At 64.7% G+C, this 19278-nt stretch carries 13 protein-coding genes and 1 tRNA gene; 9 read left to right on the top strand and 5 right to left on the bottom strand.

Translation table 11 applies throughout. The features are described from left to right. Nucleotides 1-162: 162 nt before the first annotated feature. Together VVR12_RS08515 and VVR12_RS08510 are read right to left on the bottom strand one after the other, a co-directional pair. Nucleotides 163-1353 carry a globin domain-containing protein gene (locus tag VVR12_RS08515; protein ID WP_368550767.1) on the bottom strand — a complete coding sequence of 397 codons (1191 nt, stop codon included), beginning with the start codon at nt 1351-1353 and terminating at the stop codon, nt 163-165. 109 nt (nt 1354-1462) lie between these two features. After that, on the bottom strand, nt 1463-1936 hold the full coding sequence (locus VVR12_RS08510; RefSeq protein WP_368550766.1) for an Rrf2 family transcriptional regulator: 474 nt from the start codon (nt 1934-1936) through the stop codon (nt 1463-1465). A gap of 321 nt (nt 1937-2257) precedes the next feature. Between VVR12_RS08510 and VVR12_RS08505 the strand changes: the two genes are divergently transcribed. Continuing rightward, a complete protein-coding gene (locus VVR12_RS08505) occupies nt 2258-2626 on the top strand; it encodes a hypothetical protein (RefSeq protein WP_368550765.1) in 369 nt (122 codons plus the stop codon). Nucleotides 2627-2774: 148 nt separating this feature from the next. Here the strand turns inward: VVR12_RS08505 and VVR12_RS08500 are convergent, their stop codons facing one another. Continuing rightward, on the bottom strand, nt 2775-4253 hold the full coding sequence (locus VVR12_RS08500; protein WP_368550764.1) for a sugar ABC transporter ATP-binding protein: 1479 nt from the start codon (nt 4251-4253) through the stop codon (nt 2775-2777). 223 nt (nt 4254-4476) lie between these two features. After that, the gene (locus VVR12_RS08495; protein ID WP_368550763.1) at nt 4477-6351 is read right to left on the bottom strand and encodes a phosphoenolpyruvate carboxykinase (GTP); all 1875 of its coding nucleotides are present in this window, start codon (nt 6349-6351) and stop codon (nt 4477-4479) included. 410 nt (nt 6352-6761) lie between these two features. Between VVR12_RS08495 and VVR12_RS08490 the strand changes: the two genes are divergently transcribed. The 4 genes from VVR12_RS08490 (at nt 6762) to VVR12_RS08475 (ending at nt 13805) form a co-directional block, all read left to right on the top strand. Then, a tRNA-Arg gene (locus VVR12_RS08490) sits at nt 6762-6837 on the top strand. Nucleotides 6838-6978: 141 nt separating this feature from the next. Beyond that, nucleotides 6979-7299: a 2Fe-2S iron-sulfur cluster-binding protein gene (locus tag VVR12_RS08485; RefSeq protein ID WP_368550762.1), complete on the top strand. Its 321-nt coding sequence runs from the start codon at nt 6979-6981 to the stop codon at nt 7297-7299. A gap of 2 nt (nt 7300-7301) precedes the next feature. Beyond that, entirely contained in the window at nt 7302-8135 is an 834-nt protein-coding gene (locus VVR12_RS08480; protein ID WP_368550761.1) for a DUF4232 domain-containing protein, read from the top strand. A gap of 81 nt (nt 8136-8216) precedes the next feature. Further along, nucleotides 8217-13805 (top strand): DEAD/DEAH box helicase, encoded by a 5589-nt coding sequence (locus VVR12_RS08475; RefSeq protein WP_368550760.1) that lies wholly within the window; start codon nt 8217-8219, stop codon nt 13803-13805. A 191-nt stretch (nt 13806-13996) separates the two neighbouring features. On the opposite strand, the gene VVR12_RS08470 is transcribed toward VVR12_RS08475, so the two are convergent. Further along, nucleotides 13997-14155 (bottom strand): hypothetical protein, encoded by a 159-nt coding sequence (locus VVR12_RS08470; protein WP_368550759.1) that lies wholly within the window; start codon nt 14153-14155, stop codon nt 13997-13999. 296 nt (nt 14156-14451) lie between these two features. On the opposite strand from VVR12_RS08470, the gene VVR12_RS08465 reads away from it, so the two are divergent. Genes VVR12_RS08465 through VVR12_RS08450 form a run of 4 tightly spaced genes read left to right on the top strand, consistent with a single transcriptional unit; the run spans nt 14452 to nt 19270 of the window. Continuing rightward, nucleotides 14452-15339: a DNA-formamidopyrimidine glycosylase family protein gene (locus tag VVR12_RS08465; RefSeq protein WP_368550758.1), complete on the top strand. Its 888-nt coding sequence runs from the start codon at nt 14452-14454 to the stop codon at nt 15337-15339. Between the two features lie 14 nt (nt 15340-15353). Beyond that, nucleotides 15354-16460 carry a pseudouridine synthase gene (locus VVR12_RS08460; RefSeq protein WP_368550757.1) on the top strand — a complete coding sequence of 369 codons (1107 nt, stop codon included), beginning with the start codon at nt 15354-15356 and terminating at the stop codon, nt 16458-16460. Nucleotides 16461-16509: 49 nt separating this feature from the next. After that, nucleotides 16510-17772 (top strand): glycoside hydrolase family 76 protein, encoded by a 1263-nt coding sequence (locus VVR12_RS08455; RefSeq protein ID WP_368550756.1) that lies wholly within the window; start codon nt 16510-16512, stop codon nt 17770-17772. Between the two features lie 16 nt (nt 17773-17788). Then, nucleotides 17789-19270 carry a SulP family inorganic anion transporter gene (locus VVR12_RS08450; RefSeq protein WP_368550755.1) on the top strand — a complete coding sequence of 494 codons (1482 nt, stop codon included), beginning with the start codon at nt 17789-17791 and terminating at the stop codon, nt 19268-19270. Nucleotides 19271-19278 lie beyond the last annotated feature (8 nt).

The following is a 19278-nucleotide window of genomic DNA, read 5'->3' as shown; positions in this document are numbered from 1 at the left end:
ATCACCACAGAAGCCCCTGAACGACCAGCAAGAGCTGACCGGTCAGGGGCTTCGAGAATGAGTGCGGCACCCGTGGGGACGCGCAGGCGACGTATGGACTGACGAGCGCTCTGCGCGAGGAGGGAATCAGTCGCCGAGCGTCCCCACGGGTGCCGGAAGGGACTACTTGTTTTCGGCGCGCGCCGTATCGCGCAGCATCCACTGGTCGGGGCCGAAGATCTCGTACTGGATCTGCACACCGGGAACACCGGCGTCGATCAGCTGGGAGCGCACGCCCTGCATGAAGGGCAGCGGGCCGCACATGTAGACCGAGGCGTTGGAGGGCACGTCGAGCTTCGAGACGTCGACGCGGCCGGTGTGGTCGCCCGAGCCGTCCTCGGCGAAGGAGATTAGCTTGCCGTTGGCCAGCTTGCCGACGAGTTCCTGCATCTCTTCGCGGAGGGGCCAAGAGTCTTGACGGCGGTCTGCGTGAACGACCACGACTTCGCGGCGGGAGTCGGTGGCGACCATTTCGGAGAGGAAGGCGATCATCGGGGTCACACCGATGCCTGCGGAGAAGAGCCAAAGCGGGCCGGAGCCGTCATCGCCGAAACCACCGAGGGTGATGTCACCGTAGGGGTTCGAGAGTTCGACGACGTCGCCCTCGGTCAGGGCGTGGTGGATCGAGGTCATCTCACCGTTGGGGTCGAGCTTGATGGCCACGCGGCGCTGGTTGGGTTCGGCGGGCAGGAGGGTGTACTGGCGGGGCTGCAGCAGACCGTCCTTGGCCTTGGTGAACAGCGAGATGTACTGGCCGGCCTTGGCCTCGGTGAGCGGGGTGTCGTCGGCAGCTTCGAAGGTCAGGTCGACCACGCCTTCACCGGTTTCCTTCCGGGAGATCAGCTTGAAGGGTGCGCGGATGACGTCGTTCGCCTGGGAAGCGTACAGGCTCTTTTCGATCTTGATGAGGGCGTTGGCCATCAGCCAGTAAACCTCGGTCCAGGCTTCTGCAACTTCTTCGGTGCAGGCCTCGCCCAGGTCGGCGGCAATGGCTTCAAACAGATACTTGTAAACGGTGGGGTACTCGTCCTCTTGAAGGCCCAGGGAAGCGTGCTTGTGGGCCACGCGGGAGAGCACCTCGTCGGGGTATTTGTCGGGGTTGTTGACGATGTAGGAGGCGAAGACGGCGATGGAACCGGCCAGGGCCTTGGGCTGGGTGCCTTCCAGCTGCGAGGAGCGAGAGAACATACCGTCCATCAGGTCCGGACGCGCGCTGAACATGCGCTTGTAGAAATCAGGGGTGATGTGCGGGATGCGCTCGGCAATCACGGGAAGGGTGGCCTCGACGATGGGGCGCGACTTTTCGGAAAGCATTTCCGACTCCTTAGTGACAGGGTGTTATCAAACACTTCAAATCTAGCATAAGAAATGCAAGATAAATGCTTCAGAAAAAATCGCCCCGTCGCTACGGCGAAAAACTACATTATCCGACGAATTGTTCAGTAGATCGGGTGGCCAGCGGCCCCAGCCCCAGCTCCACCATCACCGGCCCCAGCTGCTTCTCGTGGGGCAAATCGGTGATGACGATGGGGTCAAGCACTGCGAAGAAAGCTTCGCGGGCGCGGCTCAAGTACGAGCGGAGTCGGCAGGAAGAGTTCAGCGGGCAACGTGCCTCATCGCTTTCGCACTCCACAATCGGGGTCTCCCCCTCGGTGGCGCGCAACAGTTGCCCCACCGTCACCCGGCAACCGGCCTCAGAGAGCATGACGCCACCGGAGCGCCCACGGGAAGCGGTCACCCAGCCGTGGTGAGCGAGAAAAGCCACCGACTTGGCGACATGGTTATAGGGGGTGCCCACGCCCTGAGCAATGGTCTGCGTGGACATTTTGGACTCGGACGCTCCCGCCAGCAACATCATGATGCGTAACGAAACATCGGAGAAAGCTGTCAGTCGCATAGCACGTTCCTTTCTCCGACTGCACCTTTGCGTACATCCTACGCCCCACAGGTTAATCATAGTTCCCCCGCTGTTCACTGGAGCGTAAGATGTGCCACTCTCTCAAAATCGCTGATCAGGCCGCACTTGCCTCAGAACGCCACACAATGGCTGCTAAAACCACCGAGATCTCGCCGATGTGTGGGTAAAATAGAGCAAGCCTCCGCACGTTATGTCTGCTCGCGCCGTGAGATTTTCGCACTAGATGGCCGCGGATAGACGCCCTGTTGCGGAGTGGGTTTGCAACCATAATCAACATCACTTCAATGCAAAGGATCCGACGTGTCCACTCTTGATACTTCCATCCAGGAACTTCTCTCCATCGAAGGCGCTAACGGTGCCGCCCTCGTCGACATCTCCTCGGGTATGGCGCTGGCTTCTGGCGGCAATCCCGGTTTCGACCTGACCGTTGCGGCCGCTGGCAACTCCAACGTGGTACGCGCCAAGCTGAAGACTATGGCCGACCTCGGCCTGGACGGCACCATCGAAGACATCATGATCACCTTGGACCGCCAGTACCACCTGATCAACGTGCTGAACACCTCCGACACCTCGGGCCTGTTCGTGTACCTGGTGCTCGACCGCAACACCGCTAACCTGGCACTGGCTCGCCACAAGCTGAACACCATCGCACAGCGCATCTCCCTCTAAGGGGGGATCCTGGCGAAGGCAGGCGCGCCGCTCGTTTCGTCGATGCGCACGCGCCGCGTCCTTAACTTCAACGAAAAGCCCGGTCGAACGGCAACGAAGGGATGTCCCCTCGCCCACCGTTTGACCGGGCTTTCGTTTATCTTTTTGCCTAGACCATGTCGCCGATAGCGGCTTCCATGAGGGTGTCTTCCGTGGCCTCGGTGTTGTTCTGAACGCTGACCAACTCGCCGTGGCGCATCACGCCGATGCGGTTGCAGAGCTCGATCAGCTCGGTCATGTCGGAACCGATGATGATGATCGAGGTGCCCTTATCGGTGAGCTCTTTGAGCATCTTGTAGATCTCAGCCTTGGCGCTGACGTCGATGCCGCGGGTGGGGTGGTTGAGAATCAGAATCTCACATTCAGCGCTGATCCAACGGGCCAGGGCCACCTTCTGCTGATCACCGCCGGATAGCTTGCCAACCTCACCCTGGATGTTAGTGGTCTTGATGTGCAGCTTCTGAATCTGTTCGGCCACCTCGCGCAACGCCGAGACCTCGTGGAGGAAGCCCTGGGCGTTAGCCTGAATGCCGGTAGACTCCATGAGGGTCTTGGCGATGGACCGCTCGTTGGCCAGGCCGAGCTCGTCGTCGTTGTCGGAGAGATAACCGATGCCGTATTTGACCGAATCTTCCGGGCTGTCGATGGCAACCTTCTTGCCGTCGATGCGGAGTTCCTCGCAGTGCATGTCGGTGATACCGACCAGGGCGGAGGCCACCTCGTTGATGCCGGAGCGGCGCAGACCGGTCAGGCCGAATACCTCGCCGCTGCCCACAGCGAAGGAAATGTCTTTGAGAAAACCGTCTTCGCTACTGAGCTTCTCGACGGCCAGCTTCTCGCTGGCGCCCATGAACTCCTCAGGACGCTGACCCATGGGGATCTCGCGGTTGAACATCTTAAAGGCGATCTCCTGGGAGGTCATACGGCCCGGGGTGATTTCGAAGGAGATCACGCCCTCGTCTAGGATCACGGCACGGTCGGCCAGGGAGCGGATCTCGTCGAGGCGGTGGGTGATGTACAGCACCGAGCGCCCCTCGGCGACGAGGCGGCGGGTGATCTCGTGGAACTGGAAGATCTCGTAGTCGTTGAAGGTCGCGGCAACCTCGTCCATCAACACCAGCTGGGTCTCTTCGGCCTCCATACGCACGACCTCCACGAGGGCCTGCTCGGCGCGGACGAGATCGCCCATCCGCGCGTTGGGATCGACCTCAACACCGGCCTGGCCCAGCAACTGCCCGGCGCGTTCAACCTGCTCTTCGTCGGTGAGATTGCGGGTGCCCGACCGGAAGATCGCCTGCGCGACGGTCAGCTCGGGGTGAATCTTGAACTTCTGACGAATGGAACCCACGCCGGCGGCGAGTGCCTCTTCCGCACTGGCAGGCTTGTACGATTCACCCGCGAGGGTCATGGTGCCTGCATCGGGGGTGTCCCAGCCGCCCAGCAGCGAGATGAGCGTGGATTTGCCGGCGCCGTTCTCCCCCAACAGGCCGACGATTTCACCGCGACCGATCTCGAGGTCTACGCCCTTGACGGCTCGTAGGTGTTCGTGGCTTTTGGTGAGTCCCTTGACGCTGAGCAGCTTCTCCATCTGCAGACTTTCCCTTCAGTGTGCGGTGTTGTTGGGGCTGAGGCCAGTAGCGCGAGTAGCTTAACTGTGGGGGTAAACCGTGCCCTGGAGCATTCTGTGTGCAAAATGCTCATAACTACCAGACATTATATTGCAGGGATACCCTCTGAACGCAGAGAAAGGGCGGTGATGTCCTGGGACATCACCGCCCTTTCCCGTTGGCTAGGAGCTCAGTAACGGAAAGTTACTTGGCCGACCGTGCCGCCTCGATGCGCTGAGCGAGGTCGTCCCGCTGCTGGTGCAGGCGCTCGGGCAGGTCGTCGCCGAACTTCTTGAGCCACTCGTCGATGCCGGCCAGCTCTTCTTCGAACTCTTCGACGCGCACAGCCAGGGCGTCTTCGACGTCCGAGCGCTCGACGTCCAGACCGGTCAGGTCGAGGTCGTCAACGGTCGGCACGGTGCCGAAGATGGTCTGCTCGCCGGACGCGTTGCCCTCCAGGCGGTCGAAGATCCACTTGACCACGCGGGAGTTTTCGCCGAAGCCGGGCCACGCGAAGCCACCGTCGGCGGTGCGACGGAACCAGTTCACGTAGAAGATCGAGGGCATGTTAGCCTCGCCGTGCTTCTCACCGAGGTCCAGCCAGTGGCGGAAGTAGTCGGAGGCGTTGTAGCCGATGAAGGGCAACATCGCCATCGGGTCGCGGCGCACCACGCCCACGGCGCCCTTGGCGGCTGCGGTGGTCTCCGAGGAGAGGGTTACACCGCGGAAGACGCCCTGCTCCCAGGATTCGGCCTGAGAGACCAAGGGGATGGTGGTCTTACGGCGACCACCGAAGATCATGGCCGACAGCGGCACTCCATCGGGTTCGTGGAATTCCGGTGCCAGCATGTCTGCCTGCTCGATGGGAGTGCAGAAGCGGGAGTTGGGGTGTGCGGCGGGGCGGCCGGACTCGGGGGTCCAGTCGTTGCCCTGCCAGTCGATGAGGTGATCGGGTACCTCGTCGGTCTTGCCTTCCCACCACACGGAACCGTCGTCGGTCAGCGCGACGTTGGTGAAGATGGTGTTGCCGCGGGCGATGGCGCGCATCGCGTTGGGGTTGGTGGACCAACCGGTTCCCGGTGCCACGCCGAACATGCCGGCTTCGGGGTTGACCACGAAGGGTTTGCCGGATTCGTCGAAGTTGATCCAGGCGATGTCGTCGCCGACCATCTCGGTCTTCCAGCCTTCGATGGTGGGGCTCATCAGCGCGAAGTTGGTCTTGCCGCAAGCCGAGGGGAAGGCAGCCGACATGTAGTGGGTCTTGCCTTCGGGGTTGGTTACCTTGAGGATGAGCATGTGCTCGGCCATCCAGCCGTTGTCATGACCGATTGCCGAGGCGATGCGCAGTGCGTAGCACTTCTTGCCGAGCAGAGCATTGCCGCCGTAACCGGATCCGTAGGACCAGATCGCGCGCTCTTCGGGGAAGTGCACGATGTACTTTTCGGGGTTGCAGGGCCAGGGGACGTCCTGCTCACCCTCGGCCAGCGGGGCACCCACCGAGTGCAACGCCTTGACGAAGAACGACTCATTGTCGCTCATCTTCTTCAGCACGTCGGAACCGATGGTGGCCATGATGCGCATCGAGCACACCACGTAGGCGGAGTCGGTGATCTCCACGCCGTACTTGGGCTCGGTGGCGTCCAGCGAACCCATGACGAACGGGATCACGTACATGGTGCGTCCCCGCATCGAGCCGCGGTACAGCTCGGTGAGGGTCTGCTTCATTTCTTCCGGGTCGCGCCAGTTATTGGTGGGGCCGGCCGCAGCCTCGGTCTTGGAGCAGATGAACGTGCGCTCCTCGACGCGGGCAACGTCGTCCGGGTCGGAGAAAGCAACGTAGGAGTTCGGGAACTCGTGGTCGGAAAGCTTCTTGAACGTACCGGCCTCAACCAGCTCACCGGCAAGGCGGTCGTATTCTTCTTCTGATCCGTCTACCCAGTAGACGTTTGCAGGCTCGGTCAGTTCCGCGACGCTGCGGACCCACTCCAGCAACTCCTGGTAGCTGGTCGGTGCCTGCTCAAGCTGCTGCTGCACCTGCTCTGACAGGTTCGAAACAGTGCCCTTCGAATGGTCAGTCATCTGACGATTCCCCTTTATGTTTGCTTCATTTCGACACTTTTTTGTGCCGAAACAACCACCTGATCCTCGCCTTCTCACTCGCCAAGAAAACGAAAAGCGTTACCTGCCCTTATAAGAGAAGGCAACGCTTGAGTAGAACCTGGGGTTGCTCACCTCATCGTGATACGCCATTAACAGTAACCGTTCAGCTACTGTTTTTCGACCACCGCCCCTTTCTCGACTGCATTGCGCGACACTATCGGCCCTCAACGCTGGCCAAAATGGGGCCGAATGGCGCGTAATAACGGGGCAGATCAGGACGCCGGCGGTGGGTGAGATGAGTGTCACGCCTTTTCGATTTGGCAAGGGGTTTACCTGCGTGTAAAGTATTACCTGTTGCTGAGGCAGGCATGACCGGCCGAACAGAACATGCGCCTGTAGCTCAACGGATAGAGCATCTGACTACGGATCAGAAGGTTGGGGGTTCGAATCCCTTCGGGCGCACCACACAAACCCGCTTCTTCGGAAGCGGGTTTTTTGTTATCAAAATTCAGACAGGCTAGGCTCCACGGGGGTCAGCCTCCTGCAAAACCACCCCGCGGGCACTAAAATTAAACTAAACCGCAAGCAACCAAGGAGAACCTTCTCGTGAGCATCAACATCAACGTCATCGACGAAAACGGCGAAGAGCGCGCCGCCACCTGGGAAGAAGACCAGAGCCTGCTCGATGCACTGCTCGCCAACCAGTTCCCGGTGCTAGCTACCTGCGGTGGCAACGCGTCGTGCGCAACCTGCCACGCCTTCATCGATCCCGAGCACTTCCCCGCCTCCGGCGAACGCACCGAGGCAGAGGAAGATCTGCTGGACATGGTCGACGATATCGCCAACGAGTACTCCCGCCTCTCCTGCCAGACCGAATACTCCGAAGGTATGGACGGCGCGACCATCACTCTCAAACCCGGTATGTAACCATGAAACTTTCACCTTCCACCCGCACGGGAATCCCCTCCCTGGCCTGCGTGGCACTCTTGGCACTGAGCGCCTGCGGGTCTACCACGGAAGAAACCAATACCGCGCCGGCACCGGCGTCCTCGGCGGCGAGCTCCGCACCCACCGCGGTGACGGCCACCCCGAGTCCGAAGCCCTCGGTTTCGCACTCAACCCACAGCGCAACCCCCAGCCCGCGAGCCTCCGTGGTGACGGTTGAACCCAGCGATGAGCCCACCTCTGCGGCGCCTACCGACACTGCCTCGGCGGCGGCCCAGCCGAGCGAGACCCCGGTATCGGCGGTGCCCGAGGCCTCTCCGAACCAACCGCAGCCCAGCGAGACTCCCGTCCAGGCGATTCCCGAGGCGTCATCACCCGAAGCGGCCAACACCCCCGCATGTAATTACAACAATGTGCGGGTCGCGGCCGAGGTGAGCCCCGGCGGCGGCGCGGCTGGATCCCGCTACCTGAACCTCGAGTTCACCAACACCGGCAACGCCCCGTGCGCCCTGTCCGGCTACCCCGGCGTGAACTATGTGGACGCGGACGGCAACCAGATCGGGTCGGCGGCCACCAAGGCCACCGAGTGGATCGGGTCGTCCAAGGTAGTACCCGCGGGACAGTCGGCCAAGGCCATCCTCCGCGAGACCCGCGCCGGTCTCTACGACGCTCAAACTTGCCAGGCACAGACCTCAGCCGGTTACCGCGTCACCATCCCCGGAACCTCCGACTCGCTGGTGCTGAACATGCCCGCCGAGGCGTGCTCCAGCAACGCCGTCTCTCAGTTGAGCGTCGGCCAGATCGGGGCAACCCCCTAACTTCATCCACGGCCACGACCCGCAGAGCCACCCGGTGGCGACTCTGCGGGTCGTACTGTATTAACTGCGATAATGGGGCACATGACTTCACCCGGCACGCCGACCCCCGATACCACAGCGGCACTCGAACAATTCTCTGCGCCCACCCGAACCTGGTTCACCGGCGCGTTCGAGACCCCCACCCTCGCGCAGGCGGGGGCGTGGAACGCGATCGCCGGGGGCAAGCACGCCCTGATCGTCGCCCCCACAGGCTCCGGTAAAACGCTGGCGGCGTTCCTGTGGGCCCTCGATCAGCTGCACCTGCACGCAAACGCTGAGACCACGGGAACCAAGGTGCTCTACATCTCGCCACTGAAGGCGCTCGGTGTGGACGTCGAACGTAACTTGCGTGCCCCGCTGATCGGCATCGGCCAAACGGCCAAGCGTATGGGTGTGACCCCGCCCGAGGTCTCGGTGGGTGTGCGTTCCGGCGATACCCCGGCCAAAGAACGACGCCAGCTGATCTCATCCCCGCCAGACATCCTCATCACCACCCCCGAGTCGCTCTACCTGATGCTGACCTCGAAAGCACGGTCAACGCTGAAGAACGTGCACACCGTGATCCTCGACGAGGTGCACGCCGTCGCCGGCACCAAGCGCGGGGCGCACCTGGCCGTGACCCTGGAACGCCTCGACCAGATCCTGGAGAAACCCGCCCAGCGCATCGGACTGTCGGCCACCGTGGAACCGGTGGAAACCGTCGCCCGGTTCTTGGGTGGGGCGGCCCCGGTGGAAATCGTGCAGCCGGCCTCGCAGAAGGAATGGGAGCTGACGGTCTCGGTTCCCGTACCCGATATGACCGCCCTCGGTGGACCCAACTCCTACGGCGAGGGTGACAACTATGGGCCGCAAGCCGGCACAGCGGACGGCGGAACGAAAGTCGATGGTGCCTTCGTCGACAAGCTAGCCGAGCAGGCCCGCGAGCGCGTTCACGCCTTCGAGACCGGGTACGACACCTTCGATGACGGCGCGGTTGAACACGACTCACTGGCGGAGGTTCCCGATGAATCCGCCGCCGAGCCGGCAGACCGGATCGGACGCACCCTGCCGGCGGGGGCGTCCATGGCGGCGGCCTTAGGCATCGACCCGCCCACCCCGCCGCGTGCCGAACCCGCAGCGGAGCAGGGGGATGACAACCGGCCCGGTGCGGTTGAGGAGAAACCCGCCGTAGACCCCGACCCGTTGGCCGCGGCGATCGGCGTGCACCCGCAGGATAAGGCCCCGCGCACCATGAACGTCGAAGATCTGGTCTCTGACCTGACGATCGAGGAGTTCGACCCCGCCGAGGTGACCCCCGCTGAGCAGGCCGTGGTAGCGCCCACCGACACCAGCGGTTACCAGGCCTCGATCTGGCCGCACGTAGAGGAGCGCATCGTCGACCTGGTCGAGGCCAATCGTTCCACGATCGTGTTCACCAACTCGCGCGGGCTCTCGGAGAAACTGACCGCGCGCCTGAACGAGATCTACGCCGACCGCGTGCAGGCGCGCGCCACCGCCGAGCAAGCCTCCGCGCAGGACGCCGCCACCACCGCCGCCAGTGACGGCCAGCCGGTCTCGCTCTCGGCTGCGCTCGCCTCGGCGCTCTCGGCCACCCCGGGGGTGAAAATCGAGCGGGACGACGAACGGCTCGCCGCGACCGATCAGGGTCGCGGGGGTGCCTCCGGTGGGAATGAGAAGACCCAGCAGATGGCACCGATTCTGGCCAGGGCCCACCACGGTTCGGTCTCCAAAGACCAGCGCGGACTGATCGAAGAGGCCCTGAAATCAGGCCAGCTCAAGTGCGTGGTCTCGACCTCCTCCCTGGAGCTGGGCATCGACATGGGTGCGGTGGACCTGGTCATCATGGTTCAGGCCCCACCGTCGGTCGCCTCGGGTCTGCAACGTGTGGGCCGCGCCGGTCACCAGGTGGGCGAGATTTCGCGCGGTTACCTCTACCCCAAGCACCGCGGCGATCTGCTGACCTCCACCGTGACTGTGCAGCGCATGCTCGCCGGGCAGATCGAACCGATCGAAATCCCGCAGAACCCCCTGGACATCCTCGCCCAGCAGACGGTGGCCGCCTGCGCGCTGGGGCCCATCGACGTCGAGGCCTGGTTCGAGGCCCTGCGCAACACGGCACCCTTCGCGTCTCTGCCGCGCAGCGCCTTCGAGGCCACCCTCGACCTCATCAGCGGCAAGTACCCCTCCGACGAGTTCGCCGAGTTGCGCCCGCGCGTGATCTGGGATCGCGACGCCGCCACCCTGGAGGGCCGCCCCGGCGCGCAACGCGTGGCTGTGACCTCCGGCGGCACCATTCCCGACCGCGGGTTGTTCCCCGTGTACATCGTCGGGTCCGAAGAGTCTAAGGCCCCCAAGCGCGTGGGCGAGCTCGACGAAGAGATGGTCTACGAGTCCCGCACCGGCGACGTGATCGCGCTCGGTGCCAGCTCCTGGCGCATCGAAGACATCAGCCACGACCGGGTCAGCGTCACTCCGGCACCGGGCGTGCCCGGCAAGTTGCCGTTCTGGCACGGTGAGGGGCCGGGGCGTCCGGTCGATTTGGGCCGCGCCATCGGCTCCTTCACCCGCCAACTGGCAGCCGACCTCGCCCAGGATTCCGCCGCCGCCCGCGCTGGGCTGACCGAGATCGGGTTGGATACCTGGGCCGCCGACAACCTCGAGGCCTACGTGGCCGAGCAGGTCCAGGCCACCGGCCACGTGCCCTCCGATACCCGATTTATCGTCGAGCGCTTCCGCGACGAGATCGGGGACTGGCGCGTGGTACTGCACTCGCCACTAGGTATGCCCGTGCACGCGCCCTGGGCACTAGCGGTGGGCCAACGCGCCGAAGACCTCTTCGGGGTCAATGCCTCGGCGATGGCCGCCGACGACGGCATCGTGCTACGCATCCCCTCCGTCGAGGCCGAGCCGCCGGGGGCGTCCCTCTTCTTCTTCGACGCCGACGAGCTCGTCGATATCGTCACCGAGCGCGTAGGTTCCTCGGCGTTGTTCGCCAGCCGGTTCCGCGAAAACGCGGCGCGTGCGCTCTTATTGCCCCGCCGCGACCCCGGCCGCCGTACCCCCCTGTGGCAGCAACGCCAGCGCTCGGCGCAGTTGCTGGACGTCGCCCGCAAGTTCACCTCGTTCCCGATCATCCTCGAGACCGTGCGCGAGTGCCTGCAAGACGTCTACGACCTGCCCGCGCTCGTGGAGATCCATCAAAAGATCGACGCCCGCGAGATCACCGTCTCTGAGATAGAAACCGAGTCGCCCTCTCCTTTCGCCCGCACCCTGCTCTTCGGGTACGTGGCGCAGTTCCTCTACGAAGGCGACTCGCCGCTGGCCGAACGCCGCGCCGCCGCGCTCTCCCTCGACCCGGCCCTGCTGTCTGAGCTGCTGGGCCGCGACGAGCTACGCGAGCTGCTGGATGCAGACGTCATCCGCTCCACCGAGGCCCGGCTCCAGCACACCGCCGCGGGGTACCGCTACCAGGGCGTGGAGGGTGCCGCCGACCTGTTGCGCTTGCTGGGTCCGCTGACCGCCGAGGGCCTGGCGGCTCGCCTGCGCCCGGCGGACACCCCGAAGCAGCAGATTGAACCCGACGGCGACGCCGCCTCCCCCACGGCCGAAACCGCCGAGACGGTCTCGCCCGCCACCGCCGCAGAACTCGCCCGCGACCTCGTGGACGCCAACCGGGCGCTGAGCTTCCAGCTCCACGGCCGCGAGCACTTCGCCGCCATCGAAGACTCCGCCCGTCTGCGCGACGGCCTCGGCATCCCCCTGCCGATGGGCGTGCCCCTGGCCTTCCTCGAACCCGTGCCGCAGCCCCTGCACGACCTCATCGGTCGCTACGCGCGCACCCACGCCCCCTTCACCACCGACCAGGCCGCCACCGCGTTGGGACTGGGCAGCGCCGTCGTCGAATCCACCCTGCGCGCCATGGCCACCGAACGCCGCGTGATCTCCGGGGAATTCCTCCCCGAAGAGGTTCGCTCCGAACTGGCGCTGGCCCGCACCGGGCAGGTCGGGGCGCCCGGCGCCGAATGGGTGGACGCCGGCGTGCTCCGCGCCCTGCGCGCCCGCTCCCTGGCCGCGCTCCGGGCCGACGTGGAACCGGTGGCCGGGCACATCTACGGCAAGTTCCTGCCCGCCTGGCAACACGTGCAGACCTGGCAGCTCACCAGCGAAACCTTCGCCCCGGGTACCTTCGGCGCGCCCGCCGGCGGCTCGCGGGTGCGCGTGAAACCCGACGACTCCGCCACCCTGCACGGTTACGACGGCCTGCTCACGGCCGTGGACCAGATCGCCGGCGTCCGGATTCCGGCCTCGGCCGTGGAGTCGCTGGTGTTGCGCTCGCGAGTCAGCGACTACACGCCCGCGCTCCTGGACCGCGCGATGAGCGCCGGGGACGTGCTCTGGTGCGGCGACGGCGAGCTCAGCGGCGACGGCTGGGTGACCCTGCACCTGACCGAGTCTGCAGCACTCACACTGCCCACCGACGCAGAACGCGCCGACGCGCTCGCCGAGCTCTCCCCGCTGGCGCAGGCCGTATACGAGTCACTGGGCGGTGGCGGCCTGTTCTTCCCGCAAATCCGGGCGGCGATCGACCGCTACACCGAGGCGGCTCTGAACGCGGCCGGGTCGCCCATGGCCGGGCGCACCTTCACCTCCGGAGATATCTCCGAGGCGCTGTGGCAACTCGCCTGGGCGGGGTTGGTCACCAACGACACCTTCGCCCCGGTACGTGCGCAGCTGGCCGGTGGAAAATCCGCGCACCAGTTGAAGAAGCCCGCACCGGCTCCGCGCGCCGCGGTACGCCGTGGCGCTGCACGCCTGCGGGGTTCGCGGTTGACGGGGGCCGGTGCGGCCGGGTTGGGCGTATCGTCCGGGTTCGGTTCGGCCCCCGACCTCACCTCACCCACCGACGCCGGACGCTGGTCGCAGGTGCACACCGAACAGCTCGACCCGACGATTGCCGCAGCAGCCCGCGCCGAATTGTTATTGGACCGCTACGGCGTGCTGACCCGCGGTGCGGTGGCCGCCGAAGACACCCCCGGCGGATTCTCGGCCATCTATAAGGTGCTCTCCGCCGCCGAGGAGAAGGGCGTGGCGCGGCGCGGTTACTTCATCGAGGAGCTGGGCGCGGCCCAGTTCTCCACCGCCAATACCGTGGATCGCCTGCGCGAAGGCACTGCCGCCGAAGAGAACACCGGTGGGTCCACCACGGTCACGCGAATGCTGGTGCTCTTGGCGGCCACCGACCCGGCGAATCCTTACGGTTCCACGTTGCCTTGGCCTACGCCGTCCGCGTTGGGGCAGCGCGAGGAGGAACTGAGCAAGCACAAGCCCGGGCGCAAGGCCGGCGCGGTGGTGGTGCTCATCGACGGACGCCTGGGGTTGTACCTGGAACGCGGCGGGCGCACCGTGTTGCTGTTTAGCGACGATCCCGAGGACGCCGCGGCCGCCGCTCCCCTGGTGGGTGAGCTGGTGCGGCGCGGGGCGGCCGAGAAGATCATGATCGAGAAGGTCAATGGGATCGAGATTCTGCAGTCGCTCGATGGGGAGCACCCGGTGACGGCCCTCCGCCAGGGTCTGTTAGACGCGGGGTTCTACACAACCCCGAAGGGGTTGCGGATGCGGCGGGATTACTGACCCATGCCCGGCCCCGATCCGCGAATTCCCGATTTTTGCACGTTGTATCTGCGCACAGTAGGGAATTCGCGCAAAAATCGGGAACTCGCGGAACTTAAAAAAGTATCGGCTCCTGCATGGGGGAAGGAGCCGATACTGGGGGATGTCAGTCGAAGACTAGTCGATGCTGATCTGAGATGAACGCGATTCTGTTATGCGACGGAGCGATACGCTACGACGTCGCCTGTCTCTGCGTAACCGTCTCGGAATTCCTGTACAGCGCGCATCAGCTGTACAACAACAGCGGCAACTGACATGATCGCGAAAGCTACGAGGATGAACGCGAGGATGTTGATGATCAGGGTCGACATGGGGGAGCTTCCTTCTCCGTGGGGATTGATGATGACTACATGGGGGACATAGTCACTAAAACGGCTGACAAAAGTAACAGTACAATCAACCGAAACATAATGAAAGTCAACAAGGCCCTCAATATTTGTTGAATATTTCAGGGGTTTCCCAGAAGAACCTCCCCCCTTTTGCCAACCAAACATTAACCCCAAGTCAGCCCACAAATGCAGCAAGACTGTGATTTACGCCCCTTCCCAACACGCCGCGTAACATTACAGCAAGACCTCGTAACATAAGCCCCTCAGCAGGAGAAAACATGCCCGAAGGAGACACCGTCTGGCGGCAAGCACGCAACCTTCATCGCGGACTCGCCGGCCGTACGGCCCACCGCACCAGCTTCCGCTTTCCCGCCGTCGCCGAACTCGACCTGTCCGGGCAACCCATCCACGGAGCCCTGGCCCGCGGTAAACACCTCATCATCCGTATAGGCGACCACTCGATTCACTCCCACCTGAAAATGGAGGGCATCTGGCACCTCTACGGCACCAACCCAGACGGTAGCCCCCAGCCCTGGAAACGCCCACGCACCGCCGCTCGCGCCGTCATCGACGCCAACGCCCGACTCTCCGAAGATGGCACGGTGCTCGCCGGCTCCACCCCCGTCAGTGCCGTCGGGTTCAATCTCGGCCTGCTCAACGTCGTCCCCCGCGATCACGAGGCAGAGCTGACCGCTCACCTCGGCCCCGACCTGCTCGGCCCCGACTGGGACCTCGACCGGGCCGTAGCGAACATCGCCGCCCGCCCCGAACGGATGATCGGCCCCGCCCTGCTGGATCAGCGCAACCTCGCCGGGATCGGCACGATCTTTCGCGCCGAGACGCTCTTTCTCGCCGGCGTCGACCCCCGCTCCACCGTCGGCGCCGTGCCCGACCTGCCGCGCATCGTCGAGATCGCGCACCTGCTGTTGACCGCCAACAAAACCCGGGCGTTGCGGGTGACCCGCACCGAGGCCGAACCGCTCTGGTGCTACGGACGCCGCCGCGGGGCCTGTTACCGTTGCGGCACCCAGATCGTGCGCGAAGAACTCAGCGACCACGGAACCAACGAGCAACGCTTCGGTGAGAACCCCCACATCATCGCCCGCGAAGACGACGTCGCCCGGCTCAGTTACCGCTGCCCCGTGTGCCAGGTGCGCTACGACTAGCGGATAATAGTCCCATGCCACGACGAGTCACCCGCGCCATCCGCGCCCACCAGCCCAAGCCCCTCCCCCAGCGCGAAGGCATCGACCCCGTGGCGTTGTTGCTACCCCGCGCCGGCGAGTCCGCCGAAGCTGCGGCCGCCGCGCAACCCCCGCGTCCTACCGAGACCTTTGGCGCGCACACCGTGCAGGACTACCTCGTCAACCGCTTCTACCCCCACGACCACGCGGCGATCGCCGCCCGTTTCGCCGCCCGCGAGGTGAAAACCGAGGACGGCGCCGACGTGCGACCCGACGATCCCCTGGACGGGCAGCTCATCTGGTACTACCGCCAGCTCGGGCACGAACGGGCGGTCCCCTTCGACATGCCGGTGCTCTACGAGGACGACTGGGTCATCGCCGTCGACAAACCCCACTTTCTACCCACCACCCCCAACGGGTCGTTCGTGGTCAACACCGCCCTGGCCAAGCTCCGCGTGCGGGAGGACAATCCGCTGCTCATCCCGGTTCACCGCCTCGACCGGCACACCGCCGGGGTGGTGGTGTTCGCCAAGACCGTCGCGGCCCGCAAGCCCTTTCAGCTGCTCTTTCAGAACCGCCACATCGATAAAACCTACGAGGCGGTGGCCCCTCTCGTTCCCGGATTAACACCCGGGCACACCCTAGAGGTAGCCAGCCGGCTCAATAAACGCCACGGCACACTGCAGGTCACACAGCTCAGCCCGGCCGAGGCCGAGGCGGCGGGGGTCCAGGTCAATGCCCTCACCGGCGTCCGGCTCGTAAAGCGCTTGGTGGTTCCCACCGGAGCCTTTCCAGCGACCGGGCCGGCGAACCCCGCGTTGCCGATGCCGGCCGCCTCTAGCGAATGGGGGCACTACGAGCTCAGCCCCCACACCGGCAAAACCCACCAGCTACGCGCGCATATGCACCTGTTGGGCGCGCCCCTGGCCGGGGACGTCCTCTACCCCGAGGTGCTCCCCCACGCCGACGACGAACCGGCGTTGCCGCTACAGTTACTCGCGCGGTCGCTGGCCTTCGAGCACCCCGTGGCCGGGGAAGCAATCCGCATCGACAGCCGCCGCGAATTGGCGCTGGTCAAGGCCGCCGAAGACCGTTGCGGGTAACCCTGGCCCGATAGAATAAGGGTGAGAAAGACCCCACCCGAAGGACACCATGAGACGACCCACCCGACGCGCCCACCGGGACGCGAGCAGCGACGTCCACCTCGATCAGCTCCGCAACGAACACGCCGCCGAAATCGCCGCGCGCGCCGAAGCCGCCGGCTCCACCGTGGTGCGCCTGTTCGGGCGGCGAGCCCTCGGTGTGCCCGGTACCCTGCTCGGGGCCGTGCAGATCCCTGAGATCCGCACGTGGTCCAAGCGTTTAGGCGAGTGGCACTACTGGTGGCAGGCGCACTTTGTGGACTGCGCGATCGACGCCGCCTACCGCGCCCACACCAGCCACGACTCGCAATCCGCCACCGCCTGGTACGAACGCGCCCATGCCCTCCTGCTCGGTATTCGCGTGCGTAACCTCGGGGTGTTCGTCAACTCCTACTACGACGACATGGCCTGGTTGACCCTGGCCGCCGGACGCCTCAACGCGCTCTCCCAGTTGCTCTTTGGCCGCGGTGATCTGCTGGCGCAACAGGTCGGGCAAGCGCTCTACCCGGCGCTGGCTCGCGGGCTCGACGACGACGGCGGCATCTTCTGGTCAACCCAGCACGACTTCAAGAACACCCCGGCGGCGGCCCCGGCGGCTCTGGCCTTCGTGCGGGGGCATCAGCCTGAACGCGCCGGGCAGCTGCTGGACTGGCTCGACCGCCACCTCTGGGACGCCGAGTCCAACGTCTTCCTCGACGGCGTGCGCCTGCGCGGCGAGGGTGAGTACGAGGTCGAGCGTTCCTTCTTCAGCTACAACCAGGGGCCCGTACTCTCGGCGCTGTTGGAGATCGCCGAGGCCGGGGGCCCGCTGGCCTTCGACGCCGCCGAGCGCATCGAGCGGATCGTCGACGGCATCGAGGCGCACTTCGGCCAGGAGTTCGAGATCTCCCCGGCGGAGAGCCTGCCCGTGTTGAAGATGCACGGCAACGGCGACGGCGGCCTGTTCACCGGCATCCTCGGCCGCTACCTAGCGCAGGTCGCGCTCTCGGACGCGGTGGAAGACTCGGTGCGCACCCGCGCGGCCGACCTGGTGGTTTACACCGCCGAGGTGCTCTGGGAAGGACGCCGCGAGTTCGATCCCGACCTGCCGCTCAACGAGGCCGGCATCGACGTCAACGAGATCCGCGGTGAGGCTGCGGTGCTGTTCTCCCCGGACGTGATGAAGCATTCCTCGGAGACCCTGCGTGCCGGTGCGCCCGTTGAACTTTCTTCGCAGTTGCAGGCCTGGATGCTGCTGGAGGCTTCGGCGCGGGTGATCGCTGCGGCGTCCTGAGATTGACGAAGGATTTATGAACCACTCTTCACTGACCGTAATGCAGCGCCAATCTGTGGCGCGTACCCTGTGGTCACCCCGCCTGCTCATGACCGAGATCCTGGCGGGGTTAGTCACCTCCCTCGCCCTCATCCCCGAAGCCTTAGCATTCGCTGTGGTGGCAGGGATTGATCCGCAAACCGGCCTTTTCACCTCCGTGATTCTGGCGATGGTCATCGCTTTCACCGGAGGCCGCCCCGCCATGATCTCGGGGGCAGCCGGCTCCACCGCTTTGGTGATCGCGCCCCTGGTGGCCAGCCACGGCACAGACTTCCTTGTTCCCACAGTGCTACTGGCCGGCGTCCTGCAGATCGCCTTCGCCGTGCTCGGGGTCGCCAAGCTCATGCGCTTTATCCCGCGCCAGGTGATGGTCGGATTCGTCAACGCCTTGGCGATCCTGATCTTTTCATCCCAGCTGCCCCAGCTGATCGGTGTGCCCTGGTTGGTGTACCCAATGGTTTTCGTGGGAGTCGCGTTGGTCTTCGGCCTCCCCAAGCTCTCCGCGGCCATCCCGGCCCCTCTGGTGGTGATCGTAATGCTGACGCTCTTCACGGTGCTCGCCGGGGCGCGCGTTCCCACTGTGGGTGATTTCGGCCAGTTGCCGTCGTCCTTACCCGCCTTGTTCTTCCCCTCCGTGCCGTTGACGTGGGGAACGCTTCAGGTGATCCTGCCCTACGCGCTGGGAGTGGCGTTCGTGGGACTGGTGGAGTCGCTGATGACCGCTAAGCTCGTGGACGACATCACCGACACCCACTCCAACAAAACACGCGAATCCTGGGGCTTAGGCGTGGCGAACCTGGCGACCGGCGTGTTCGGGGGCATGGGTGGATGCGCCATGATCGGGCAGACCATGATCAACGTCAACGGGGCCCGCGCCCGTACCCGCATCTCCACTTTCTTCGCCGGATTCTTCATTCTGGTGCTGTCGCTGGCGCTGGGTGACATCGTGGCGATGATCCCGATGGCGGCGCTGGTTTCGATCATGGTCTTCGTGTCGCTGATAACCTTCGATTGGCACTCGGTATCTCCAGGTACGCTACGGGCCATGCCTCGCTCGGAGACCGCAGTAATGATAGCTACCGTTGTGGTGACGGTTTTCTCCCACAACCTCGCGCTCGGTGTGGGTGCGGGCATTTTGCTGGCGATGGTCCTCTTCGCCCGGCGGGTCGCTCACCTGGTGACGGTCTCGCGGGAGGTGGCCGATGGCACCGCCACCTATACGGTGACCGGTCAGCTTTTCTTCGCTTCGTCTAACGACCTCTATACCCTGTTTGAGTACACGGAGGATCCTGACGAGGTAGTGATCGATATGAGCAACTCCCATGTGTGGGACGCTTCAACGGTTTCCGCCCTAGATTCGGTGGTCACTAAGTATCACCGGTTGGGCAAAACGGCCACCGTGGTCGGTTTGAACGCGGTCTCGGGGGCGCTCCACGGCCGGTTGACGGGGCGGTTGTAGGCCGAGGT

Origin of the sequence: Rothia sp. LK2588, assembly GCF_040946465.1 — a bacterium.
Classification (GTDB): Bacteria; Actinomycetota; Actinomycetes; order Actinomycetales; family Micrococcaceae; genus Rothia.
The sequence above is the reverse complement of the archived record's forward strand: the minus strand, read 5'-3'. Positions and strand labels throughout refer to the sequence as shown.